23 protein-coding genes are annotated in these 24,425 nt (G+C 44.1%); 7 read left to right on the forward strand and 16 right to left on the reverse strand.

The features are described 5' to 3' along the window. Positions 1 to 5: 5 nt before the first annotated feature. On the reverse strand, positions 6 to 1,526 hold the full coding sequence (gene adh / locus ACFQ1X_RS01140; RefSeq protein WP_144840577.1) for an aldehyde dehydrogenase: 1,521 nt from the start codon (positions 1,524 to 1,526) through the stop codon (positions 6 to 8). A 241-nt stretch (positions 1,527 to 1,767) separates the two neighbouring features. Between adh and rluF the strand changes: the two genes are divergently transcribed. Both rluF and ACFQ1X_RS01150 read left to right on the forward strand, forming a co-directional pair. Then, complete coding sequence (rluF, locus tag ACFQ1X_RS01145) at positions 1,768 to 2,475, forward strand: 23S rRNA pseudouridine(2604) synthase RluF (protein ID WP_144840522.1); 708 nt, start codon at positions 1,768 to 1,770, stop codon at positions 2,473 to 2,475. 12 nt (positions 2,476 to 2,487) lie between these two features. After that, positions 2,488 to 3,204, forward strand: a complete 717-nt coding sequence (locus tag ACFQ1X_RS01150) for a DUF6904 family protein (RefSeq protein WP_144840521.1) — start codon at positions 2,488 to 2,490, stop codon at positions 3,202 to 3,204. Positions 3,205 to 3,274: 70 nt separating this feature from the next. Here ACFQ1X_RS01150 and ACFQ1X_RS01155 read toward each other — a convergent pair whose 3' ends face one another. After that, entirely contained in the window at positions 3,275 to 3,574 is a 300-nt protein-coding gene (locus ACFQ1X_RS01155; protein WP_144840520.1) for a cupin domain-containing protein, read from the reverse strand. 200 nt (positions 3,575 to 3,774) lie between these two features. On the opposite strand from ACFQ1X_RS01155, the gene ACFQ1X_RS01160 reads away from it, so the two are divergent. Then, positions 3,775 to 4,194, forward strand: coding sequence for a hypothetical protein (locus ACFQ1X_RS01160; RefSeq protein WP_144840519.1), 420 nt, complete (start codon positions 3,775 to 3,777; stop codon positions 4,192 to 4,194). A gap of 70 nt (positions 4,195 to 4,264) precedes the next feature. Here ACFQ1X_RS01160 and ACFQ1X_RS01165 read toward each other — a convergent pair whose 3' ends face one another. The 5 genes from ACFQ1X_RS01165 to ACFQ1X_RS01185 form a co-directional block, all read right to left on the reverse strand. Further along, positions 4,265 to 4,690, reverse strand: coding sequence for a CBS domain-containing protein (locus tag ACFQ1X_RS01165; RefSeq protein ID WP_379080999.1), 426 nt, complete (start codon positions 4,688 to 4,690; stop codon positions 4,265 to 4,267). A 120-nt stretch (positions 4,691 to 4,810) separates the two neighbouring features. Continuing rightward, positions 4,811 to 5,533, reverse strand: a complete 723-nt coding sequence (locus ACFQ1X_RS01170) for an amino acid ABC transporter ATP-binding protein (protein ID WP_144840517.1) — start codon at positions 5,531 to 5,533, stop codon at positions 4,811 to 4,813. A 12-nt stretch (positions 5,534 to 5,545) separates the two neighbouring features. After that, a complete protein-coding gene (locus ACFQ1X_RS01175; RefSeq protein ID WP_144840516.1) occupies positions 5,546 to 6,214 on the reverse strand; it encodes an amino acid ABC transporter permease in 669 nt (222 codons plus the stop codon). Positions 6,215 to 6,369: 155 nt separating this feature from the next. Continuing rightward, positions 6,370 to 7,191, reverse strand: coding sequence for a transporter substrate-binding domain-containing protein (locus ACFQ1X_RS01180; RefSeq protein ID WP_144840515.1), 822 nt, complete (start codon positions 7,189 to 7,191; stop codon positions 6,370 to 6,372). An 80-nt stretch (positions 7,192 to 7,271) separates the two neighbouring features. Further along, on the reverse strand, positions 7,272 to 8,114 hold the full coding sequence (locus ACFQ1X_RS01185) for a MurR/RpiR family transcriptional regulator (protein ID WP_144840514.1): 843 nt from the start codon (positions 8,112 to 8,114) through the stop codon (positions 7,272 to 7,274). 254 nt (positions 8,115 to 8,368) lie between these two features. Here ACFQ1X_RS01185 and ACFQ1X_RS01190 point away from each other — a divergent pair, with 254 nt between their 5' ends. Genes ACFQ1X_RS01190 through ACFQ1X_RS01205 form a run of 4 tightly spaced genes read left to right on the forward strand, consistent with a single transcriptional unit; the run spans position 8,369 to position 12,389 of the window. Then, on the forward strand, positions 8,369 to 9,121 hold the full coding sequence (locus ACFQ1X_RS01190; RefSeq protein ID WP_379081004.1) for a carotenoid biosynthesis protein: 753 nt from the start codon (positions 8,369 to 8,371) through the stop codon (positions 9,119 to 9,121). After that, a complete protein-coding gene (locus ACFQ1X_RS01195; RefSeq protein ID WP_144840512.1) occupies positions 9,118 to 9,789 on the forward strand; it encodes a lysophospholipid acyltransferase family protein in 672 nt (223 codons plus the stop codon). Before ACFQ1X_RS01190 ends, ACFQ1X_RS01195 begins: the two co-directional genes overlap by 4 nt. A 9-nt stretch (positions 9,790 to 9,798) precedes the next feature. After that, the gene (locus tag ACFQ1X_RS01200; RefSeq protein ID WP_144840511.1) at positions 9,799 to 10,905 is read left to right on the forward strand and encodes a glycosyltransferase; all 1,107 of its coding nucleotides are present in this window, start codon (positions 9,799 to 9,801) and stop codon (positions 10,903 to 10,905) included. Then, entirely contained in the window at positions 10,902 to 12,389 is a 1,488-nt protein-coding gene (locus tag ACFQ1X_RS01205; protein WP_144840510.1) for a phytoene desaturase family protein, read from the forward strand. Before ACFQ1X_RS01200 ends, ACFQ1X_RS01205 begins: the two co-directional genes overlap by 4 nt. A gap of 81 nt (positions 12,390 to 12,470) precedes the next feature. Here the strand turns inward: ACFQ1X_RS01205 and ACFQ1X_RS01210 are convergent, their stop codons facing one another. The 9 genes from ACFQ1X_RS01210 to ACFQ1X_RS01250 form a co-directional block, all read right to left on the reverse strand. Continuing rightward, positions 12,471 to 13,301 (reverse strand): phytoene/squalene synthase family protein, encoded by an 831-nt coding sequence (locus ACFQ1X_RS01210; protein ID WP_379081008.1) that lies wholly within the window; start codon positions 13,299 to 13,301, stop codon positions 12,471 to 12,473. Continuing rightward, a complete protein-coding gene (locus tag ACFQ1X_RS01215; protein ID WP_144840508.1) occupies positions 13,301 to 14,758 on the reverse strand; it encodes a phytoene desaturase family protein in 1,458 nt (485 codons plus the stop codon). The genes ACFQ1X_RS01210 and ACFQ1X_RS01215 overlap by 1 nt, the downstream gene beginning before the upstream one ends. Beyond that, entirely contained in the window at positions 14,755 to 16,281 is a 1,527-nt protein-coding gene (locus ACFQ1X_RS01220; protein WP_144840507.1) for a phytoene desaturase family protein, read from the reverse strand. The genes ACFQ1X_RS01215 and ACFQ1X_RS01220 overlap by 4 nt, the downstream gene beginning before the upstream one ends. Positions 16,282 to 16,589: 308 nt before the next feature. Next, positions 16,590 to 18,035 carry a DEAD/DEAH box helicase gene (locus ACFQ1X_RS01225; protein ID WP_144840506.1) on the reverse strand — a complete coding sequence of 482 codons (1,446 nt, stop codon included), beginning with the start codon at positions 18,033 to 18,035 and terminating at the stop codon, positions 16,590 to 16,592. A gap of 486 nt (positions 18,036 to 18,521) precedes the next feature. Then, a complete protein-coding gene (locus tag ACFQ1X_RS01230) occupies positions 18,522 to 20,393 on the reverse strand; it encodes an alpha-E domain-containing protein (RefSeq protein WP_144840505.1) in 1,872 nt (623 codons plus the stop codon). Continuing rightward, positions 20,394 to 21,851, reverse strand: coding sequence for a circularly permuted type 2 ATP-grasp protein (locus ACFQ1X_RS01235; RefSeq protein WP_144840504.1), 1,458 nt, complete (start codon positions 21,849 to 21,851; stop codon positions 20,394 to 20,396). 121 nt (positions 21,852 to 21,972) lie between these two features. Continuing rightward, the gene (locus ACFQ1X_RS01240; protein ID WP_144840503.1) at positions 21,973 to 22,479 is read right to left on the reverse strand and encodes a hypothetical protein; all 507 of its coding nucleotides are present in this window, start codon (positions 22,477 to 22,479) and stop codon (positions 21,973 to 21,975) included. A gap of 138 nt (positions 22,480 to 22,617) precedes the next feature. Further along, positions 22,618 to 23,430: an HD domain-containing phosphohydrolase gene (locus ACFQ1X_RS01245; protein ID WP_379081014.1), complete on the reverse strand. Its 813-nt coding sequence runs from the start codon at positions 23,428 to 23,430 to the stop codon at positions 22,618 to 22,620. 182 nt (positions 23,431 to 23,612) lie between these two features. Beyond that, on the reverse strand, positions 23,613 to 24,047 hold the full coding sequence (locus ACFQ1X_RS01250; RefSeq protein ID WP_144840501.1) for a hypothetical protein: 435 nt from the start codon (positions 24,045 to 24,047) through the stop codon (positions 23,613 to 23,615). Positions 24,048 to 24,425: the final 378 nt, after the last annotated feature.

Genomic DNA, 24,425 nt, shown 5'->3' on the forward strand with positions numbered 1-24,425 from the left:
TCCGATCAAAAGAACCCTTGCTTGTCCTGGCTGTAGCTGACCAGCATATTTTTCGTGTTTTGGTAATGGTCCAGCATCATTTTGTGGTTTTCACGGCCAAAACCGGACATTTTGTAGCCACCGAATGCAGCGTGAGCTGGATACTGGTGATAGCAGTTTGTCCAGACTCGTCCCGCTTGGATGCCGCGGCCGAAACGGTAAGCCGTATGCGTATCGCGTGTCCAGATGCCGGCTCCCAGTCCATATAATGTATCATTTGCAATTTCCATCGCTTCTTCTTTAGTTTTGAAAGTTGTTACGGAAACGACCGGTCCAAAAATCTCTTCCTGGAATACGCGCATTTTGTTGTTTCCTTTAAACACGGTCGGTTTGATATAGAAGCCTTCCGCCAAATCACCTTCAAGCACATTTCGGTCGCCGCCGGCAAGGACTTCCGCGCCTTCCTGCTTGCCGATGTCCAGATAGGACATGATTTTTTCCATCTGCTCCTGGGAAGCCTGCGCACCCATCATCGTTTCCGGATCAAGCGGGTTACCAATTTTGATTGCTTCAACACGCTTCAACGCGCGTTCCATAAATTCTTCATAAATATCTTCCTGAATCAGAACACGGGAAGGACACGTGCAGACCTCTCCCTGATTCAGCGCGAACATGACAAATCCTTCAATTGCTTTATCAAGGAAAGCGTCATCCTGATCCATAATATCCTTGAAGAAGATGTTCGGTGATTTGCCGCCCAGCTCCAGAGTAACCGGAATCAGGTTTTGCGACGCATATTGCATAATCATCCGGCCAGTTGTCGTTTCACCTGTGAAAGCGACTTTGGCGACACGCGGACTGGATGCAAGCGGTTTCCCTGCTTCAAGTCCGAAACCGTTAACGATATTAAGAACTCCCGGCGGCAACAGATCGCCGACCAGTTCAGCCCATACAAGAATGCTTGCAGGGGTCTGCTCTGCCGGTTTCAATACGACACAGTTCCCTGCAGCAAGTGCCGGGGCCAGTTTCCAAGTCGCCATAAGCAACGGGAAGTTCCATGGAATAATTTGTGCAACCACCCCGAGAGGCTCATGGAAATGATAGGCGACAGTGTCTTCATCTATTTGGCTGAGCGACCCTTCCTGGGCACGGATGACTCCTGCAAAATAACGGTAATGGTCGATTGCCAAAGGAATATCAGCATTCAGAGTTTCCCGCACTGCCTTGCCGTTGTCCCAGGTTTCTGCAACTGCAAGCAGTTCGAGGTTTTCCTCCATCCGGTCAGCAATCTTCAAAAGAATATTAGCGCGTTCCGTAACCGAGGTTTTTCCCCAGGCATCCTTGGCTGCATGAGCAGCATCAATCGCGGCTTCAACATCTTCCGCGGTCGAACGTGCAATTTCTGTGAATTTCTTTCCATTTACAGGAGAAACGTTATCGAAATACTGCCCTTTTGCCGGTGCTCTCCATTCACCGTTAATATAGTTTTCATACCTTTCCTTAAAAGAACTCTTAGCCCCACTTGTGTTCGGTACTGAATATTCCATTACCATTCTGTTTCCTCCCCTTGATTAAATTGCCGTTATGTATGCGCTTTCATTATATTATTGATTTGTCTGCACATAATGAAACAGCTTATCTCCTATATTGTCAAACAACTTAGAAAATTGCAATAGATTAAACTTTTCTTTTTCCATATATACGTAATTAACGCTTCGTTTTGTTCTGTCCCTTTTGAGGGTATAATGGAAACACACAGCAAATTCTATAAGTCGAAGGGATTTTATTATGCGAATCAATAAATTTTTAAGTGAGACAGGAATTACATCCCGGCGTGGGGCAGATAAATTCATCGAAGCCGGTCGCGTCACTATTAACGGGACGCCGGCGGAACTCGGCAGCAAAGTCCAGCCTGGTGACAGCGTGCATGTCGACGGTAAATTGATCGAACAGCCACGACAGGAATACGTTTATCTCGCGCTGAATAAACCGGTCGGCATCACGAGCACAACCGAACGCCATATCGAAGGAAATATCGTCGACTTCGTGAATCATTCCGAGCGGATTTTCCACGTCGGCCGACTCGACAAAGATTCCGAAGGACTCATCCTGCTGACCAATGACGGCGATATCGTCAATGAAATTTTGCGGGCAGAAAATGAGCATGAAAAAGAATACATTGTCAGAGTTGATATGCCGATCACCGACTCTTTCCTGAATAAGATGCAGGAAGGCATCAAAATTCTGGATACAGTCACACTTCCGGCAAAAGCAGAAAAACTGACAAAATATATTTTCAAGTTGACGATCAAACAGGGATTGAACCGCCAGATCCGCCGGATGTGTACGGCACTCGGCTACGAAGTAAGAAGCCTTCAGCGTATCCGGATCATGAATATCCAGCTGGGTGATCTCCCTGTCGGAAAATGGCGCGACTTAACGAATGATGAGCGCAATGAATTATTCAGGCAGCTCGGCTATAAACCGAAACGTTGAGGAGGATTTCGAATGCTGACGATGATGAGCACACCGAATCATACCGGTGTTAAAATAAGTGGGGATTACTTTGATCTCGATGATTTAAACCAGGCTTTCTATAAAGTAATCGGCAAAGAAGGACAATTTCACGGCTACGAAGGATCGCGGATGCGCCTCCTCGGCCTTTCCTATGAAATCCGGCACGCCGCCCAGGGAGACCGCAATGTCGAATTCGTCTTTAACGGCCTCCATGAACATATGATGAAAGAAAAAGGATTTATTGCACCAGATAAAAATATCTACTTTTCTGTGGAAATTCTTTGGCCTGAACTGATTTACGCTGCGATTGCAATGAAGGATTTCGTCAGCCTTTATCAGAAAAATTCTTCAAAATCGGTGTGGGATATCCACCTGCCCGTCATTTACCGTTTTCAATCGCTTGTTCTTGATTGCCTGCAGGGACATATTCCTGACAATCAGTACGAAATAATTTTACAAGCTTTCGACCAGCCGGTCACAGTGAATAATTATGCGATCCAATACGTTGATCTGCTGAATTTAAAATACATCGCCATGACGAAAGAGGAGCGTGAACAAAGCCTGTCCACCATCGCTATGAAACTCGCCGTTCAGGACAAAGATTATCAGGCGTTCCGCCAGCAGGTGCTGGCTGCTGCCACACCAGGAAAAAAACAGATTCATGAAATTGAAGTTTCGGCGAAATATCCCGAGGACTTTGACTGGTGAAATAGCTGGCTTGAGCCATGTGAAATTATCCAAAATCTAAAAATCCCGGGTCACGTGGACCCGAAATTTTCTATTGCTTGATTTGAATTACCAAAAAATCCGAATCTTCAAGGGCTCGAAGGCTATGTCTTTCTTTCGGCGTCATTCTCATCATAGTCTCTGGAGAGACCTCCGCATTTTCACCCTCTACTGTAAATTCGAGCTTGCCCCTCTTTACAATGATTAAGACGTCTGCGTCCGCATCATGCTCTGGAATTTCTTCTCCTTCAGCTAATTGCATGTTCACGATATTGGTCTTCTCAAACTTTGCGACTTTCTGGACATGCTTCTTTTTGTTGTCCAATTGATAGGGCATTTCAAACAATTCCATGCCTGCACCTCATTTCTTCTATCATAGTTAACGGTATTCGACAAAAAAGATTGTTCCCCTTCAAAAACCCTGTTCTCCTAATGTTACAGGTAGTCAACGATCCTTTATTGCTCACTTCAAAATTACAAACCGTTTAAGAAACACATAACGAAGGGTATATTTCTAACAACATCAAAATTTATGGTGATGGAGTGATTGGGATGAAGAAATGGTATTTGCCAATAGGTATAGTGCTGTTGTTATCTGCTTGCGGCGGCGAAGAAACACCGGAACTGGAAGATGAATCACAAACAGAAGTTTCCGCTCCTGAAGGTGATGAGCTCGACCCCACTGAACCTGAAGAAGTGGAAGATGCCGAAACAGCAATGATTGCTGATCTGGCTGAAGGAAATATCGAAGATGGTACTGCTGTAATAATTTCTGGCACAGTGGAGGAATTGACTCACGATGTCGCCTTCCCTTCATTCATTCTCAGCAATGGCGATCATCAAGTCTACATTCGGAATATGTCTGAAACGCCAGTTGAGCCGGATGACACGATTCGGGTGGAAGGAATTTATGATGGCAATGCTGAAGAAGATATGCCATTGGTATCAGCTTCTGTGATAACTGTGGAATAGGAGATTCAGCTTCAAAAATTATGAAAACCGGCCTGGGATGGCCGGTTTTCTTGTTTGTATATTTCAATGATTATTTTTCCGGCTCAGCCGGTTCTGAAACTTCATCAAGCGCAATATCTGCGTTGCCGTATGATTTATCCTTCACGGCAATATCCCCAAGCGATACAATTCCAACAATTTTATCATTTTCTACAATTGGCAAACGGCGTATCTGATGGTCGGCCATCAATTCCGCCGCATCTTCTACCGACATCTCTTTGCTTCCCGTAACAATGCTTTCAGAGAGTATTTCCGAAACTGCTGAATCCAGCGAAATGCTTTCTGCAATTCCGCGGACAACGATATCCCGGTCCGTTATAATACCAACCAGTTTATCATTGTCGACTACCGGAATAGATCCCACGTTAATCTCTTTCATTTTTGCTGCTGCTTCCTGTAATGAAGTATTCGGCATACACGTGTCCACTTCACTGGTCATAATATCTGCTACTTTCATCATAATACCTCCTTTTATTTTTTCCTCATATTCTATGTTTATCCTTTCTAAAGCCATCGAAACATTCCTGCCAATGAAAAAAAGCGATTCCATTTAAAAATGGAATCGCCACCTTCAATATTATTCAACCAATTGAATGAATTGTTTTGTACGTTCACTCTGTGGATTTTCAAAGAAATTTTTTGGATCTGCCGATTCGATGATGGTGCCCTGATCAATCATGATGACCCGGTCCGCAACTTCTTTCGCGAATTTCATCTCGTGGGTCACGACAACCATTGTCATGCCCTCCTCAGCCAGCTGTTTCATAACCTGCAGCACTTCTCCGACCAATTCAGGGTCAAGAGCCGAAGTCGGTTCGTCAAAGAGCATAACTTTGGGCTCCATAGCCAGCGACCGCGCAATGGCAACCCGCTGTTTCTGTCCACCAGAAAGTTTGCTTGGATAAACATCGGCCTTTTCTTCAAGGCCGACTTTTCTGAGAAGATCCATTCCCAGTTTCTTCGCTTCTTCTTTTTTCATCTTTTTCACCGTAACCGGTGCTTCGATAACATTTTCCAGAACGGTCTTATGCGGAAACAGGTTGAAATGCTGGAACACCATTCCGACCTCAGCCCGAACTTTAGCTAAATCCTCTTTTTTCGGATTAATGGTATGACCGTCTATAATGATTTCCCCACTGTTGATCATTTCCAAAAAGTTGAAACATCTGAGAAGCGTACTTTTCCCGGATCCACTGACACCGACGAGAACTACCACCTCTTGAGGCTTCACATGCAAATCAACGCCTTTAAGCACTTCAAGATCACCAAAGGATTTGTGTATATTTTTTCCGATTATCATATCTGTCCCCCCTTAGGCTTTGTCCACATCGAGTTTATTTTCATACCAGCGCAACAGATACGTAAAGATCATTACGAGTACGAGGTAATACAACGCAACAACCAGGAATGATTCGAACGCCTGATAGGATTGTGCTGCTTCACGGTTCGCAAGTGAAAAGATTTCTGCCACCCCAATGATGTATACAAGGGATGAATCTTTTAATGTAATGATGAATTGATTGCCAAGCGGTGGAATCGAGCGGCGCAAGGCTTGCGGAAAGACAATACGCTGCATCGTCTGCTTCCGGTTCATGCCGAGTGACATACTCGCTTCACGCTGCCCGGGGTCAACCCCCTGAATCGCACCACGGAAAATTTCCGCGATATATGCACCATTATGGACACCCAGCGCGATGGCACCTGCCCAGAAATTGGACATTGTGTAAATTTCTACTATTCCGAAATACAGGAACATAATCTGAACAATCAGCGGGGTCCCGCGAATTACCGTAATATAGATATTGGCAATTGTTTGCAAGATTTTGGATCCCGATATTTTCATCAGGGCGAAAACCAAACCGATAACAGTACCAAGAATGACACCGATCGCCGTCAGTTGAAGTGTGACGACTGAGGCTTCCAGGAACCCCTGGTAAGTACGCATAAATACGTCAAAAACGTCGACAAATATGTCTGGCATAAATTTCACTCCTCCAATTATCCCTCTTTAAACGGCCAGCAAAACCCCATATATAACTAGCAGAGGTTCTACTGGCCGTAAATGTTGGATCAGCTAACACTGCAAGGAGAAAAGAAAATTGTCCTGCAGTTAAGCATCTTTTTTCTCATTTATTTTTATTCGAGAATTTCCACACCTTCAAGATCTACATCGAGGAGATTGCGGCCAAACCATTTTTCTGAAATTTCATCGTAAGTTCCATTTTCAATAATTGTATCCAAAGCTTCATCGATTGCGGCCAATAATTCTTCATCATCTTGGCGGACTGCAATGGATGGTTGCTCAATCCATAAAGGATCTCCGACCATTTCAACTTCCAGACCTGCATTTTGCGCTTCGAAGCCGACAACGTCAGCAGTGATTACTGCATCAAGACGACCTTCAATTGTTAAATCCCGCAAGGCTACAACATCACTCGTGTAGTACTGGATATCTTCTGTGTATTCTTCAGCAGCTGTTTCATAAGTACTTTGTCCAACTACCCCAATTGTTTTACCTTCCAAATCCTCAGCTGACTGAATCTCTGTATTTCCTTCACGTACGAAAATCGCACCGCCTGAGTAATAATATGGATCAGAAAAGCTTACCTGTTCAGAACGTTCAACAGTGTTCGACATCGACCCGATAATTGCATCGTAGCGGTCCGAGTTCAACCCCTGGATAATCGTTTCAAAAGGAGTTGTCTCCGGATTCGGTTCCAAGCCCATTTCTTCTGCGATCGCATTTCCGATATCAATATCGAAACCTTGCAAGTCTCCGCCTTCTTCAAAGCTGAAAGGCTTATACAATCCACTTGAAGCAGTCGTGAATTGGCCATCATTCACCAAATCAAATTCACTTCCGCCTTCCGATCCGGTTGATGCGTCGTCCTCACCACACGCCCCCAAAATCATACCTGCTGACAAAACTATACCTAAAAATGGTAATTTCTTATTCATAAATTGTTCTCCCCTTTTTTGGTTTATGATTGACCAAAACGCATGAACGCTTTGGGACTTGCTTTACATCGGGTTAAAAATCAGATGAAAATCTCTTTCTTCATATAAATTTCTTCCACCTTGGCCAGATTGCTTTTTACTTTCGCATGTTCTTTGACATAAATGAAACGCATGATTGAAGCGATCAGCGCATGAACCGCGGTATAGGAATCTATATTCAAATTCGAGTTCACAAAAACTTCCAAAGAAATATCAGCATAAGCAACTGCAGGCGAATCTGCAGAATCCGTAATCAGGATTATTTTCGTGCCCTGGTCTTTTACTGTTTGCAGCGTGTCGATAACGGATTTCGTATAACGTGGGAACACAAAAGCTATTAGCGTGTCTTCTGAGTTCAAGTCCGACACTTGACGGTAATATTGTCCGTCTCCCTGCATCAGCAATTCTGCATGATCAAGCGTCAGGTTCAGCCAGGAGGTCATAAAATGCGCAAGACCATAATCGAAAAAATTGCTGGTGACATATATATTCCTGGCCTGGCCGATGACATCAATTGCCTGCAGCAGCTGGTCTTCATCCATCGTTTGCTTTAACTGAGTAATACTGGCAATATCGGCATCCAGCAGATTGGCAAAAAAGGATTGTTCTACTGCCGGTGGTGTTTCCGACTCCTCTACCTGTTCAATGCGCTCCTCTGCAAGTTTCCTCTGTAAAACATGCTGAAATTCAGCGTAACCGCGATAGCCCAATTTCTGAGACCAACGAATTACTGTCGACTCACTTACGTTAACCTTTCGCCCAACTTCAAGGGCGGAAGAAAAAGCAAGAAAGATTGGTTCCTTGAAAAAAAGATCACCTATTTTTTTTTGCCCGGAACTGAAATTCTTGTAAGAATTAGAAACATTCCGCATTAAATCCTGCATTTTTTTAGCCCCCAATGTAAAAACAAGCTAATGTCTTAGACTAAGTATACAATAATGCAGGATTTCCTTCAAGAATTAATGGAATATTCTTTTTTAACAGTAAAATCTCAGTGAGTATTTTCACTTCTTTTCCCCTCTACCGCCCCTTCTAAACTCCCATGAAATATTCAGGATTTTCCGTCTGCAGTTATTCATCTCAATTCCATTAGTTTTGAAGTATACTATTTGTATAACTATCTACTGGAGTGTTGTTTGTGAAATGGGAAGATAAAATTTACCGCCTCTTTTTAATATGGTATGCAATAGGAATCATACTGCTGGCATTCGACTTGCTGCCCCCTTGGTTGGAATGGGCAAATGCCGTATTTCTGATTCTTGCCGGCACTTTAGGTTTCATGTACTTCTTGCACCGCTTTGGCAAAATTGCAGGCATAGCCATTGGTTCAATAATATTTCTGGCTACTTTTATCATCGAGTGGGCCGGCGCCAGCTCTGGATTTCTTTTTGGCTCTTATGATTACACAGACCGGTTTGCCCCTAATCTATTTGGGGTGCCGATTGCAATCGGCTTTGCCTGGCTGATGGTCGTCGCCACTTCCCATGTAATCGCCCGCTGGATTTTCCCTACCGGAACTTTTGGCTACGCGGTGACAGGTGGAATTGGCGCTGTAATAATGGATCTGATCATTGATCCTGTCGCCTATCGTTTGAAATTTTATTGGGTTTGGGAAGACACCGGATGGTATTACGGCATTCCTTGGACCAATTTTCTCGGGTGGTTCCTTGTGTCATTCGCTCTTCATCTGCTGATCGACTTTATAATGCGGCGTAAATCGATGATCATTACCAATGAAACCTCTGAGCGCAGACTTGTACTGTTGTACCTGTTGATGATCAGCATGTTTGCTATGCTCGGCGCTCTTGGCGGCTTATGGCTGGCTGTCGCAGCAAGTACTATTCCTGCATTGCTCTTGGTAGCAGTCGCGTGGAAGAGGAGGCCCTTATGATAGAAGCAAAAAAGAGTCGTTTATTCGAAAAAGCCTTTGCCCTTTACCTGTTCTCATTGATGCGCCGGTCTTTCACGCGTTTTCTCGGACAAGGGATCCAGGAAATCCCCCGACAACCGGCAATTTTCATTGCCAACCACAGTTCCTGGTGGGATGGGTTGCTGTTCTTTTTCTTAAACCGCACAGTTTGGAAACACGATATCCATATGATGATGCACGAAAAGAACCTGAAGAAATATAGTTTTTTCCGTTACTTGGGCGCATTCTCGATTGATAAGCAAAACCCGAAAGACATCATCCGTTCTCTTCAATACACCGAAGACTTGCTGAAGCAGGGGAAATCAGTTGTGCTGTTTCCCCAGGGGGATGAATACCACCAAGAGATCCGGCCTTTGTCATTTCATAGCGGAATCGGATACTTACTGGACAAACACCCCGAAATTCCGGTAGTCCCGATTACGTTTTATTATTCTTTTGGACATGAGCAAAAACCGGAAGTTTGGATCCATCAGGGACTGTCTTTATCTATAGAGGAGATTCCCGGAACATCCCGAAAACAAAAGTCGGGTTCGTTACAACAATTTTTGACAACCCAATTGGATGAACTCAGACAAAAAGTCATTGCCGAAAACACTGCTGAATTTCATGATTTCTTAAGAAAGGGCTGATGGACAGTAATGCTGATATGGATCCTGATTATATGTACTGCCTCTTTTGGGTTGTGGACGATCTTCAATAGCCTGTTCATGCCGGCATTGCCGTCGGAGCCAAGCGTCGACGGCCAGCCCCTGCTGTCAGTAATGGTGCCGATGCGCAATGAAGAGCGTAATGTGAAAGCCTTAATCGCTTCTTTGAAAAAGAATACATACCCGAATTGCGAATTTATCATTCTGAACGACCAATCCACAGACAACACACAGCAGTTTCTTGAAACTGAAACAGCAGGCGACAGCCGCTTCACACTTTTGCATGGAGTTGAACTGCCTCACGGCTGGATTGGAAAAGTCCATGCTTGCCATCAACTGCAAAAGGCTGCCACCGGTGATTACTTGATGTTCGTGGATGCTGATATCAACTTTAGCCCGCAGGCTTTTAAGCAATCGCTGTCGCTGTTGCAGAAAAAGAACGCACAATTGCTGTCCGGTTTCCCGGCTTTCGAAGTGGCACCTTTTTTGAGTAAGTTGCTCGTACCCATGCAGCATTTCGTTGTCTTTTTTCACTTGCCGCTCGCTTTTGCGAATTACAGCTCGTTCCCTGCCGCAACTGCCGCTCATGGGGCATGGATGCTCTTTGAAAGGAAGGCATATGATGCCATTGGCGGTCATCAGACTGTTTATAACTCACTTGTTGAAGATGTTCATATTTCCCGGGAAATAAAAAAGGCGGGTCATCGCATGTTGCTTGCCAATATTACAAAATCCGTAAACAGCAAGATGTATGAGACCAACAGTGAAGTATGGGAAGGGTTTTTAAAGAACAGCTACACCGGCATCGGCCGTTCCCCTTTAATGGCGATTGCCTTGGCCGTTTTTTATGTGGTATTTTACATATCACCTCTCTTCATCGCAGTAATCGGCCTATTCACTCTGGAATGGCTGTACTTTATCCCTTATATTCTCATTTCTCTGCAACAGCTTTACATCATGCTTCGGACAGGCCAAAATCCTGCCTTGGCATTTCTGATACCTCTTCAAGCCGGCGCCATGATCGCCGTACTCCTGCATGCAATGAAAAAATCATGGAGCAAGCAATCCTATTCATGGAAAGGCAGGAACTACTCATGAAGAAAATAATCATCATCGGCGGTGGTCTTGGCGGTCTTTCGGCAGCGGTAACTTTAGCGAACGCCGGCATGGACGTTGAGCTATATGAAAAAAACGATCATTTTGGTGGTAAATTGATGCCGGTTCGTCTGGGAAACCATACGTTCGATTTTGGACCAAACACGATCACGATGCCGGAAGTATTCAATTCTGTTATTGAGCAGACAGATGAGCCCGCCTCAGATTATTTTGATTTCATTCCTTTAAACACCCATACGCGAAATCATTTTCCGACTGGAGAGTATCTCGACTTTTCATCTGACCCGGACGAAATGCAAGCGGAACTAAACCGCGTGGCACCGGAAGACAGTGTTAATTTCCGAAGCTTTCTGAACGAAATCAGCCGCATCTACAAGTTGGCCGAACGATATTTCTTCCCTTCCACTTTCCAATCCTGGCACGACTATTTATCTCCCACCTTAGGTAAGGCTTTGGTGCAGGTTCGCCCAGCAGAGACAATGGACCATTTTTATAAACGCTATTTCCGGAATCCACAATTGCTGCAGGCATTTGGCCGTTATGCGACCTATATCGGCTCCTCTCCCTATAAAGCTCCAGCCACTTTTTCGCTGATTGCCTATTTGGAACTGGTGGGTGGCGTCTATTACGCGAAAGGTGGAAATGCCAGCATAGCTGAAGGCTTTGCAGCAGTTGCACGGAAAAACGGCGCGCTTCTTCATGCTGGAAAAGCAGTAAAAAAAATTATTGTGCGTGACGGAAAAGCCGTAGGCGTGGAACTTGAAGGCGGCCTTCTTTCCGAAGCAGATGCGGTGATCCTGAACGGTGACCTGCTTTCGGCTTTTCCGCAATTAACTGAGGAAAGCGAGCGGCCATCCTTCAGCAATAAAAAGGCTGTTTCCTACGAACCATCAATTTCCGCTTTTGTAATACTGGCTGGGTTGAATACCAGACTGCCTGAACTGAAACATCATAACGTCTACTTTTCAGGAGATTACAGTGGAGAATTCGATGACCTATTCGATAAGAAACGTTATTCCGAACAACCGACCGTTTATATCAGCAATTCTTCCTATACAGATCCGACCGTATCACCAGACGGGGATAACCTTTTCATTCTTGTGAATGCGCCTGCCCTAACCGCAGACGGAAAATTGCAGATTGATGCGGAGGCTTATAAGAACCGCATCTATGATTTCCTTGAATCGTATGGACTCGATATCCGCAATCACGTGGTTGAAGAAAGAACTTACACTTCATCCTTCATCGCAGAGAATTTCAATGCTTACCGCGGTTCTTTGTATGGTCCGTCATCGCATAAAAAAAAGGACGCATTTCTGCGTCCTGCCAATGCCAGCCCGGATATTAAGAACCTCTATTTTGTCGGCGGCAGCACACACCCAGGGGGCGGTTCTCCCATGGTAACGATGAGCGGCCAAAATGTCGCAAAACGGATTCTGAAAAAATATGGCCATTCCAACTCCTAAGTTCCGACACGACAACACTCACGAAAACAAGCTAAGGATATGTCCGCGGACATATCCTTTTTGTTTTGTATTGATTCCCTCCTATAAATAGGCAAGGATTTGCTGTTTCGACTGGTCCGGCACAAAATGCTTCTGACCGAATACATTATAGTCTTTTTTTCGGATGGTTGTCAGGATTTCCCTGTAGACTAACCCTGCGCCTTTTACGGGAATCCGAGAACTTACCGGATATTCATTTATTGTTTCAAAAGCTTTTTGGTATTGGTATTCTGCTTCTTCCGCCATATCTTCCCAAACGGATATAAAGGCCGGAGTTACGGCTTTTCTTCGGAGATCTTCCAAATTCAAATTATGTTTTTCCATCAATTGGGAAGGCAAATAAAGTCGCCCTATCTCCAGGTCTTCATCGATATCCCGCAATATATTCGTAATCTGCATCGCATAACCAAGTGCTATTGCGCCTTCTTTCAATATATTCGTTTTTCCCGGAGCCAGAACCGGCAACAGCATGAGCCCTACAGAACTGGCAACATGATAGCTGTATTCCAAAACATCCTGCACTGTTTGATAGCGCTTTTGCTGCAAATCCATTTCCTGCCCGGTTATCATGCTTCTATAGGCTTCTTCATCCATGTCGTAGTTTTTAAAGACATCAGAAAGTGCCAGCCACATAGGATTCATTGAGTCAAAATCACCGTTTAAAAAAGATTGGAATTCCTGTTTAAAGAGAGATAATTGTGCAGCTGGTTCTGCCCCTTCGTCCACGATGTCGTCAACCGTCCGGCAGAATGCATAAATCGCCCACACAGCTTTTCTGTTTTCCTTTGGCAGCATCGAAAAACTTTTATAGAAACTCTTAGAATTTGCGGCAATGATTTCTTCACAAAAACGGTATGCCTGATTCAAGTTCATCAAGAATCTCTCCTCTCACGTAAGGAATCACGTTCAATTTGTTGTGCCAGCAATTTTGCGCCCTGCATGACAATTGGTATGCCGCCACCAGGATGTACTGAAGCCCCGACCGCATACATCCCTTCCACATTAAATGGCTTAACTTGCGGACGAAACACACCTGATTGGAGCAGCGTTGGCCCTATTCCAAAACTTCCTCCGCGAAATAAACCGAATGTTTCTGCATCCCGGGGAGTCCTCACTTCCATCCACTTGATGGCATCTCTCAATCCTGGAAACGACAGCTTTTCCATCCGGTCAATCACTCCATCGATCCATTCTTTTTCATTGTCCCAGTCCACATCCGAACCGGCAGGAACCGGAATCAGGGTATACAGGACCCCCTTGCCTTCCGGGGCAAGCGAAGCATCGATTTTTGAGGGATGGAATGTATAGAAAGCCGGATCTTCGGGTTTTTGCTTGTTCGTAAACACGTCTTTCATATGCTCGGCATAATCATTGCCAATAAAAAATTGATGAACATTCACTTCTTCATAAATACGGTCCAAACCGAAATACAATAAGAGACAGGCTGAAGACGGCACAAACTTCTTGCTCTTCTGCTCCGGCATGAGATGGGATACTGTCGGAAAGTCGCCGTTATAAACAACTGCATCAAAATCTTCTTTACCGGATTCCAGTTCCAACCCTTTTGCCGTGCCATTTTCAGTAATGATCCTTTTCACCATTTCCCCTTTTCGAATAATGACATTCGATCGGGCCTTCAAGTTTTTCTCAAGCAATGGTACGATGCTCGCGTAACCGCCTTTCAGATAATGGACGCCATGTTCGTGTTCACTGAAAGGCACCAGCGAATACATACCCGGTGCGCTGAATGGATCGCCACCTATATACAAAGTTTGCAGCGTATAAGCCAATTGAAGACGCTCATCTGTGAAATAGCGCGCCATCAATTGTTTCACAGAAAGCTGCGGCTTCAACGCCAACAGATTTCTGACGTTACCAGGTGTAAAAAAATCTTTTTTCCGAACAAATGAATGCTCAAGGAATGCGGACTTGCCGATTGCAAACCGTTCGCGTCCTTCTGTCATGAACCGGAGGAAACCTTCTTCCTGACCAGGAAACACTCTTGCAACTTCTTCAGCCTGCCGCTTACTGTCCGGATATTTTGTATATACTTTTCCGTCGTTGAAGCGAATTGTATAAAGTGGATCGCAGAGCAGTAACTCATATTGCTCTTTTCCGATTCCCGCTTCGGACAATAAATCCCGGAACATTTCCGGTAGCAGCACAATAGTTGGTCCTTCATCAATTTTAAAGCCGTCGCGTTCGACAAAATTCATGCGTCCGCCGAGCCGATTTTCTTTTTCGATGATCGTCACTTCATGTCCATTATTACTCAAATACAAAGCACCCATCAGGCCGCCGATACCACCGCCGATTATTGCGATTCTCATGCAAAGCCCTCCAATGCCGGCAATGGAAGAATCGGAATCCCTTCATTTCCATCCCGCTTCAATATGCCATTCGCGGTGATGCGTGCCGATTCCAGAATGGTCGGCAAACCGCTTCCGGGGTGCGTGCCCCCGCCCACCAGCCAGCAATGTTTCAGTTCTTCGAATTCATTGTGGGGACGGAACACCATCATCTGGGTCAGCTGATGGCCAAGATTGAACGTCGCTCCTTTATAGACAGAGTAATCCTGTTCCCAGCCAAAAGGTGTCAATACTTTTTCAACTTCGATATGGTCACGCAGACCTTTAAACTCCGTCTTCTCTTCAATAATATTCAACACGAGCTCACGAAATTCCTGCTGTTCATTGTCCCAGCCGATGTCGCTGAAATTATTCGGGACCGGCGCCAATATGTAAAGTGCCGACTTCCCTTCCGGTGCCAGCGTCGGATCCGTAACACTTGCGTTTTGGATATAAATTGATGGATCTGCAGACAGCAGTTTTGAATCTGTAATCTCTTCGACATTCTTTTTGTAATCCTTGGAAAACACGATCGTGTGATGGGATAAATCATATGTCTTATCCAGGCCGAGATAAATCATGAAAGTCGAACACGAATATTTTTTCTTCTCCAATTTTTCAGGCGTATACTTTCTTAATACACCCGGTTCCACCAGATTCGTCATGACATGGGCGAAATCTCCGTTGATGATCACTTCATCCGCGGATTCCCGGCTGCCATCTTCAAGATCGACGCCTTTAACGGTGCGTCCTTCCAGCCATAATTTTTTTACGCCTTTGCCGGTATGGATCCTGCCACCCAGTTCCCGAACCACTTTAGCCATCGATTCGGAAAGCTGGTTGACGCCGCCTATCGGGTGATAAATACCATAGGCATGTTCCATGTAAGAGAGGATGGTGAACGCACCGGGACATTCCCAGGGCGACATCCCCAGATATTTGGATTGGAAGGCAAAAGCCAATTTCAGCCTTTCATCTTTGAAATAACGGGACAGTACGTCGTACAGGCTCTTATTGACCTCCAATTCAGGCAATGCTTTCAATACTTTCGGCTGGATCATATGAGAGAATTTATCCATCCGTGTCTGAAGAAGAGGAGATAGGGCTTCCAATTTTTTGGCGGTCTCTTTCATAAAACGAACATAACCTTCACCATCACCTTTAAAGTCTCTGTCGATTTTCGCCATCATTTCTTCAGCATTCCGTGTCATGATCAATTTCTGATCTTCAAAAATCAATTCATACATTGGATCCAATTCCACTGGCACCATATAATCCGCAAGATTTCGGCCGGCCACATCAAACAATTCTTCCACTATGTGGAGCATACTCAAAAAAGTCGGCCCCGTATCAAAAGTGAAGTCCCCCAGCTTCAAGGCCGCGTTGCGTCCTCCCACCCGTTCATTTTTCTCGTAAATATCCACCTGGTAGCCTTTAGCTGCCATCAGCATACCGGCAGCCAAACCGCCGGGACCTGCACCAATGATAATTATTTTTTTTGCCATATGATTACCCCATTTTATAATTCTTAAGTTATATATAATTTATATAAAAATTATACATTATGCGATTTAATAAAACTATTATTTAGCATTCAAAGAATAGTAATCATCACGATGAATTCAGTCCGTTGAAATGGCCTCTGTATTTTTCATGCCAAAAATCTATTATATCTATCATACCCTATGTTCATAACCTTTAACTTAAAGCAGCCCCCTAGTACCAAATATTTCTAAATCACTTTTTATAATTGCCTTAATCTCATTCAGACCAAAAAAACCGCCTCAAGGAGAGGCGGCTTTTTGCACAGCTATTATTTCTTCGCTTTATGGACTTTAAGAGTTTTGCCTTTGACAGGCGTGTTTTTCATCGCTTTCAAAACCATCGGCCCTTTGCCGTTTAGGATATCGATATACGTCACTGTATCCTGGATTTTGATGATGCCGATGTCTTCAGCAGTGACGCCTGGAATGTTTGTCAGTGTTCCGACAAAATCAAAAGCGCGCAATTTTTTCTTTTTCCCACCATTGAAATAGAGTTTCATAATATCTTTGTTCACTTGCTCATTCTTGTTGCGCTTAAGCTGCGGACGGCTTTCAAGTTTTTCGGTAAAAGCTTCTTTCGCTGCAGCCACTTCTCCTGAAGAAGGCGCAGATTTTTCAGGAATGGCGAAACCGATATAGTCTTCGATTTCCTGCAGGAATTTGCCTTCATGCGGTGTCACAAAACTGATCGCCTTACCGGTTTTTCCAGCCCGCCCGGTTCGTCCGGCACGGTGGACATAACTTTCTTTCTCAAGCGGGATATCGTAATTGATGACATGGGTGATGCTGTCAATATCGATTCCCCGAGCAGCTACATCCGTTGCCACCAGGTAACGGAACTCTCCCCGCTTAAAATCATTCATTACTTCGAAACGATCTTCCTGCACCATTCCGCCGTGCAATTTATCACAGGTGTAATAATGCTTTTCAAGCTGCTCCATTACGAAGTCGACATTGTCCTTCGTCCGGCAGAAGATGATACAGCTGTCCGGATTTTCAACGATCGTGACATCGCGAAGCAATGAAAACTTCTGGTTTTCCACAACCCGGATCAACTGATGCTCAATCTGATTTTTCAGTGTTTCTGTTGAAGCAATTTCAATATGCTCCGGTTTGTTCATGTATTTTTGCTGCAGTTTTTCCACATTTTCCGGCAATGTTGCCGAGAACAGCATCGTCATACGCTGCTTCGGTAATTTATTGATGATGGCTTCCACTTGTTCGATAAAGCCCATATTGAGCATTTCATCCGCTTCGTCCAATACCAGAAACTCGATTCGTTCCAGATTAAGAGTTCCGCGCTCAATATGATCGAGAACACGGCCGGGTGTCCCCACTACCACATGGCATTTCTGTTTCAGTTCAGCCTGCTGGTAGGCAAACGGCTGCTTGCCGTAGACCGCAGCTGCTTTGATGCGTTTGAAACGGCCGACATTGGTGATATCTTCCTTAACCTGATCCGCAAGTTCTCTTGTTGGCGTCAACACCAATGCCTGTGGTTTGTTTTCTTCCCATTCGACCATTTCACAAATCGGAATCCCAAAAGCTGCAGTCTTACCGCTGCCAGTTTGAGATTTCACCGCAATATCGATTTTTTTCATTGCGACAGGAATCACTTTCTCCTGAACTTCAGTGGGTTCCGTATAACCCAAACCTTCAAGTGCCCGTAAAATGGGATCACTGATATTAAAATCTTTGAATTGTTTACTATCCATGTATTAAATCTCCTTCTCCGTCCAAAATGCCAGATAGTTTCATTATTGCACGGATTTTATACAATCTCCATTAAACGATTATTAAGTTTAATGAAATATTTAAGCAGAACTTATAATTTACAGAAATCGATATTCCGCAAAACAGCTTGCTTGCCTGGGGGCTTGCGCTGAGCTAACTCGGTCTCGTTTCACTTCGCCCGAGTGGATCTCAGCACTTCGCTTGGACCCCTGGGCGTCTTCGCTGTTTTGCTCCATATCTATAGAAATTTCTTTCAGCGTCGGTGCGTTCCAGGGGCAGTCGAATGCCGACGAAGCAACAGACGAGTGGTTTTCTCGGCTTATTGCGGGAGTCAAGGTGTGCCCGAAGATGGCAGCTCCTTTTCGACGAGCTTGCGCAGGAGCATAATTCTTGGCCTTGTCCAAAGCGCCTAAGCGGTATATTAAGCCGAATTCATATGTTCAACTTATATAGAAAGTTTTAAAGTTTCATTGATCCAAAAGGCTGACGGAAACTTTGACGTCCAGGGATTGGCTGCCGCCCCGGTAAATGCCCTGTACCGGACTGACATCATTATAATCCCGGCCCACTCCTACACGGATATGATTTTCAAGCGCTTCTATGTTATTCGTCGGATCCAGACCTACCCATCCGACACCTGGAACCATCACTTCTACCCAGGCATGGCTGGCAGCATCACCGACTAATGCCGAATTTTCACCCACATATAAATAACCGCTGACATAGCGGGCCGGGATATGCTTACTTCTAAGAATTCCTAACATGACGTGCGTGATATCCTGGCAAACACCATTTCGCAGACCAAAGGATTCGGACGCTTTTGTAGAAACGTCCGTCGATTCGCCGTTGTATGTGAAGTGGTCATGGATATAGCCCATTACATCGATGGCATATTGAACCGGATTTTCAATCTGCCCCAGCTCCCGGTCCACTTGCTTAATCTGTTCCGGATTCAAATACGTATAGGCGGTGTTGCTGAGGTACGCCAGATAATGTTCCCCGAATAATTTCGAATGAAAAATTGCGCGCATTTCCGGTGAATAATCAATTTGATGAATGAATGGACTTTTTTGTATGCTGACGATGGAAGTCGTCTTCACTTCCAAATGCTGATGATGTTCAGCTATGAAGAAAGTCTCCACATTGTTGCCCCAAATGTCGATATGTTCTTTGGTAAGAGAGGCGGGGGTAATTTCAGCACGATATTCCAGCAAACGCTGGACCTCATCTGTTCTTGGTTTGAGCCGGATTGAATTCATGCTTTGGTCAACGATTGTATCGTATTCGAAAATATTAGTATGCTCTATTTTATATTTCATGGAAGTTATTCCTTTCGCATTCGCTGTTTGATTTTGAGTGCTCGTGTAGTTTTCGGTTTCCGGGTCGATGAGGTAATAAGTTTTCGAAAAAACTTTGCCGATTTCATTGCAGCCATTCTGGAAATCATTCAAGAAATCCATCATGTCTTCGGGTTCCAGCTCCTGAAAATTAAATCTGTCGAAATCAGCTGTCAATTCATCGATTTTCGCAAATAATTCCCATGAGTAATGAGAAACTTTTCCGTCCTCCAATTTGACGATCGCTTCCCGCATATGATCCAGGCAATAGCGGATGGACCGTGGGAATGTGGAATTCGATACCAGGAAAGAAAGGACCAGGGATGGATCCATTTTGGGCGGATTCGCTTTCAGATAAGCATCATAGCCATTCGTCATCCGAAGAGCTGCCAGCCAGTAGTAATAGTCCTCTGATTGATGCGCCTTTGCGCGTGCCAAAGTTCTTTCACAAACAATGTTCAGGATACGCGCCGTTTTTTCAGCGCGTTCGAGCCATTTTCCGATTTTTATCATTTGGTATTCGACCCCGCGCGACATGGAAGATTCTATGATGCCCTGGGAAGTTAATGCCGTATTTTTGACTTTCTCTAAAAACTGTCTCATCTCGTGCACCTGCAAATTATCCGTATCCATTTCCTGTAAGCTCAAGTAACATCTGTTCCAGACTTCCCAATAATCGTCGGTGATGTGATCACGGCTTACTCGGGCATTTTCACGGATAAAACGCACACAGCTGGCAACGGAATTAAAATTATTTTCTTCCATTGAAAGGTAATGAACCAGTTGGTCTTCATTAAATTCGGGCAAGGATTTGATATACTCCATCATATCCGTTGAAGCGCAAATTTCAAATATAAGCTTCCAATCTTCATCACGCACCAATTCTTCATCTGATGCTTCGATCATCTGCAATAATTGTACATCCAGGATACGCGCATTATTTTCGGCACGTTCCGCGTTTCTTGACATCCAATATAACGAATTTGCTACTCGACTCAACATTCAGGAATCTCCTCCTTCTTCTTTTTTCTTGAAGACCCATGTATCTTTGCCGCCGCCGCCCTGTGAGGAATTCACCACGAGCGAGCCTTCTTTTAGAGCAACTCGTGACAAGCCGCCCGGCAGGACATTGGTTTCTTTTCCGCGCATGACGAAGACCCGAAGATCTACATGGCACGGATAGAAATTATCCCCTTGATAGGCTGGGGCACGGGATAATTTGATTGTTGGCTGCGCAATATACTGATGCGGCGATTCAATGATTTTCTCTCGGAATATCTCAATCATTTCCTTCGAAGCATGCGGGCCGACCAGCATATCGTAACCGCCTGAAGCACCTACGTTTTTCACGACAAGTTCCTCCAGATGGTCCAGCACCCACTCGCGTTCTTCTTTATTCTCAAGCAGATATGTTTTTACATTTTCTATTAGAGGTTCTTCATCCAGATAATAACGGATCATTTCAGGAACGTATGCATAAATAGCCTTATCATCAGCCACACCGTTTCCGATGCCGTTGAGTATAGCGACATTGCCGTCTCTGTATGCCTGCAGCAATCCCGGCACCCCTAAGGCAGAATCTTCATTGAACGCCTCCGGGTCCAAAAAATCATCGTCAATCCGGCGGTAGATGATATCCACCCTTTTCAGGCCGCGGATCGATTTCATATAGACAACATTCTTTTGCACCACCAGGTCACGGCCTTCAACGAGTTCGATCCCCATCTGCTGAGCCAGGAAGAGATGATCGTAATAAGCGGAATTGTACATGCCCGGCGTCAATAAAACGGCCAGAGGCTTGCCTTTTTGTGAGACCGGGGCATGATCCAGAATTGCCTGGTGCATATGGGTCATCTGATGCTCCAGTGTCTGGACAGAGTGTTTAGCGAAAAACTCAGGATAAACCTGCCGCATCACATAGCGGTTCTGGTAGACATAAGACATTCCCGAAGGATTTCGGAGGTTATCTTCCAGCACATGATATTTGCCTTCTTCGTCACGTATCAAATCGATGCCGGCCAGAAAAATATGATTATTCAAAGGGATTTCAATCCCTTTTACCTGTTTTTCATAATAATACGGATTTTCCTCCACCAGATTTCTCGGCACAACGCCATCATTTAGAATGCGCTGTTCACCATAGACATCTTCCAGGAAAAGATTCAGCGCTTCTGCGCGTTGGATCATTCCCTTCTCTACCAGTTCCCACTCTTCAGGCGGAATGATGATCGGTACAAAATCAAAAGGCATCGTCCGTTCAGTGCCGACATTATTATTGTAGACCGTAAACGTGATACCTTGCCTGAGAAACGATAATTGGGCTGTTTCATGCTTTTCGCGCAATTCCTCTTCGCTGAAATGCTGGAGCAATTGGAAGAAGTTCTGGTAATGGGGTTTCGGCTGCTTGTTCTCTTCGAACATTTCATCAAAAAATGGTTTTACTGAATATGATTGAAACATGGTTGCCCTCCTTTTTTTAAATCTTCAGATATTTTTGAGTAAAAAAACTACCACTCACTATCTGCGAGTGGTAGCCTGATGACTTTAATTCCTTCTTATTTTATCAAAGCTTTTATCGCTCTTATTCCTTTTTCGACAAATCTTCGTCATTCCCCTTTTTTAGGGAGTCGGAATATTCCGTGCTGCCGCCAAAAGCACCGCCGCTCGGAGTCGAGCTTTCGGAAGAACTGCCCGTTCCCTGTGATCCGCTCGGTTTGGAAGAATCTGAACCTGCAGATGATCCTGAACCGCTTTCTGTTTTCCCGCCGACTTCATCCTTCAATGTTTTATCAGCTTCATCCAGCATATCTTTTTCTTTGTCCATCATTTTCTGCTGGCTGTCAATTGCTGTTTTGACTTGTTCAACAGCCTTGGAAACGTAAGGCTTGGCTTTATCGACCATTCCGCCTGATTGTTCATTGAAGCGGTCGAGGCCCTTTTTCACATTCTCTTTCATATTGCCGGATTGAGAGGTATTTGTTGAAGTGCCATTCGAGTCCACTTTCTTTTGTGCCATAGCGGATCCGATTGCTGCACCTATACCTAATAATACTAATTTACCGAACATGCCGCCTGAACGCTTTGCCATTTGAATCTCTCCTTTATCAGTATTGGAATACACTGTGTTCTTATTATTTACTAATTCAGGATATTCTAAACATTTTCTGCAGGAAAAAAGACACCTTAATTATTTACCAGGTGTCTTTTGAGCATGCAAATCATAATATTATATTTTACCTTCCTGCTTAAGCACCTCTTCAAATGCACATACAACTGCAGGATCATATTGAACTCCAGACAGCCGGCGGATTTCATCCATCGCAAATTCCGCTGTAAAGGCTTTGCGGTAGGACCTGTCTTCGGTCATCGCATCAAACGTATCACAAACACCGATGATTTTGGCTTCCAAAAGGATTTCATCCGCACTCAGACCCAAAGGATAACCTTTGCCGTTGACTCGTTCATGATGCTGCTCGACGATATCGGCAAGTTTTTTATAGGCTGTCTTCCGAAGCATTTCCGCACCGTCCACTGGATGTTTTTTGATCAGAAAAAATTCTTCTGCCGTTAATTTACCCGGTTTATTAAGTACTTCTTCAGGTATATTAATTTTTCCGATATCGTGAAGAATGGAGGCGATAAACAGATCGTCCATCTTTTGCCGGTCCAACTTCAGCTTTTTCGCAATTTTAACGGCATATTGCGAAACCCGAAGGCTGTGCTTATGTGTATAGCGATCTTTTTTCTCTACAAGGCCGCCGACCCGCTGTAATTCTTTTATTTCTTCACTGATGGAATGAAAAAATAAAGCATTTGAAACCGAAAGAAATGAAACATCGGTTTTAGCGACAATTTGAACCGGTTCCTCCAAATTATTCGTTGAAATGAAATCATCAGGCCCAATTTTCACTGTTCCTTCGATGGCTTGCAACTCCATTTCTCCCTTTAATATATAAAAAAATTCCTGGATTTCTGCATCATCCCCAGGATATAAGATCATTAGTTTATCCTTTTGAACAGTCTGCTTCATAACTTCCATATTCCCACCACGTCCGAGCAAACTCAGAGTAGTAGAGCTGTTTTGGACTGTCTCCAGGTATTTTCCATTAAGTATATCCAAGCCTTTCACTAATACACATCCTTCCTCAAAAAAGCACTATAAAAGTATGCAAGTGCCATACCTTCATAGTACTCTAATTGAAGCTTCTGTGACAACAGGTTTTACCAGCCAATCACTTTGATAGGATCTATCCATGCCTGACGGTCAGCGAACTGAACTAAAATCCATTCAATCTCGACATGAACTCCTGCCTCAGCTGCTTTTTCGACTCCATCACGAGTCATTTGCTGTGTTTTTTCATCAAGATCAGAAATTAATTTTACGATCTCTTCTTCGTATTTCTCTTCTATTTCAGCAAGTTTTTTCGCTTCTGTTTCTTTCCCAAGATCCTCGAGTTTCTTATCATACAACTCATGCGATTTTTCTTGGGCTTTTTCGATTTCCTCATAAATTTTAGCGTTAGTCTTCTCGACTTCTTCCAAAGCTTTTTCTACATCTTCGCTTATAGTCGCTTCTGCAGCAAAAGCTCCTGAAGTGCCTAATACTAAAGCAAATACCATTGAAAATAATACAGCCAGTAAACTCTTCTTCAACATAGTATCTCCCCTGTCTTATTTTATACGGCTGCCCTAATGAAACTGATGTCATTAAATAATGCCCGCCACGTTCTCCTGCATTACAAAAATCCTTAAAAACCATTTCGGCATCCTACTTTAGTATATAGAAAATGGGTATAAAGAACAATTATTGTTTTTTCTTAATTTTCTATTAAATGTGACTCACATTCTCTGAATATGGATATCAATAATAATCTAAGAAAATTCTTCCGGTTTTCCTAGGCTGTCGAGAAACTCTCCACTTCTCAAATCCTTTTGTTTTAGACGGACGCTCCACTCGGGTTCAAGTTAAAATCATAATGCTTGTTTCTTGAAATTGACTAAAAAGTGTATGCTTTTAGAGAAAGCAATCTGAGA

The organism is Metaplanococcus flavidus (genome assembly GCF_042675885.1).
Taxonomy (GTDB): Bacteria; Bacillota; Bacilli; order Bacillales_A; family Planococcaceae; genus Planococcus; species Planococcus flavidus.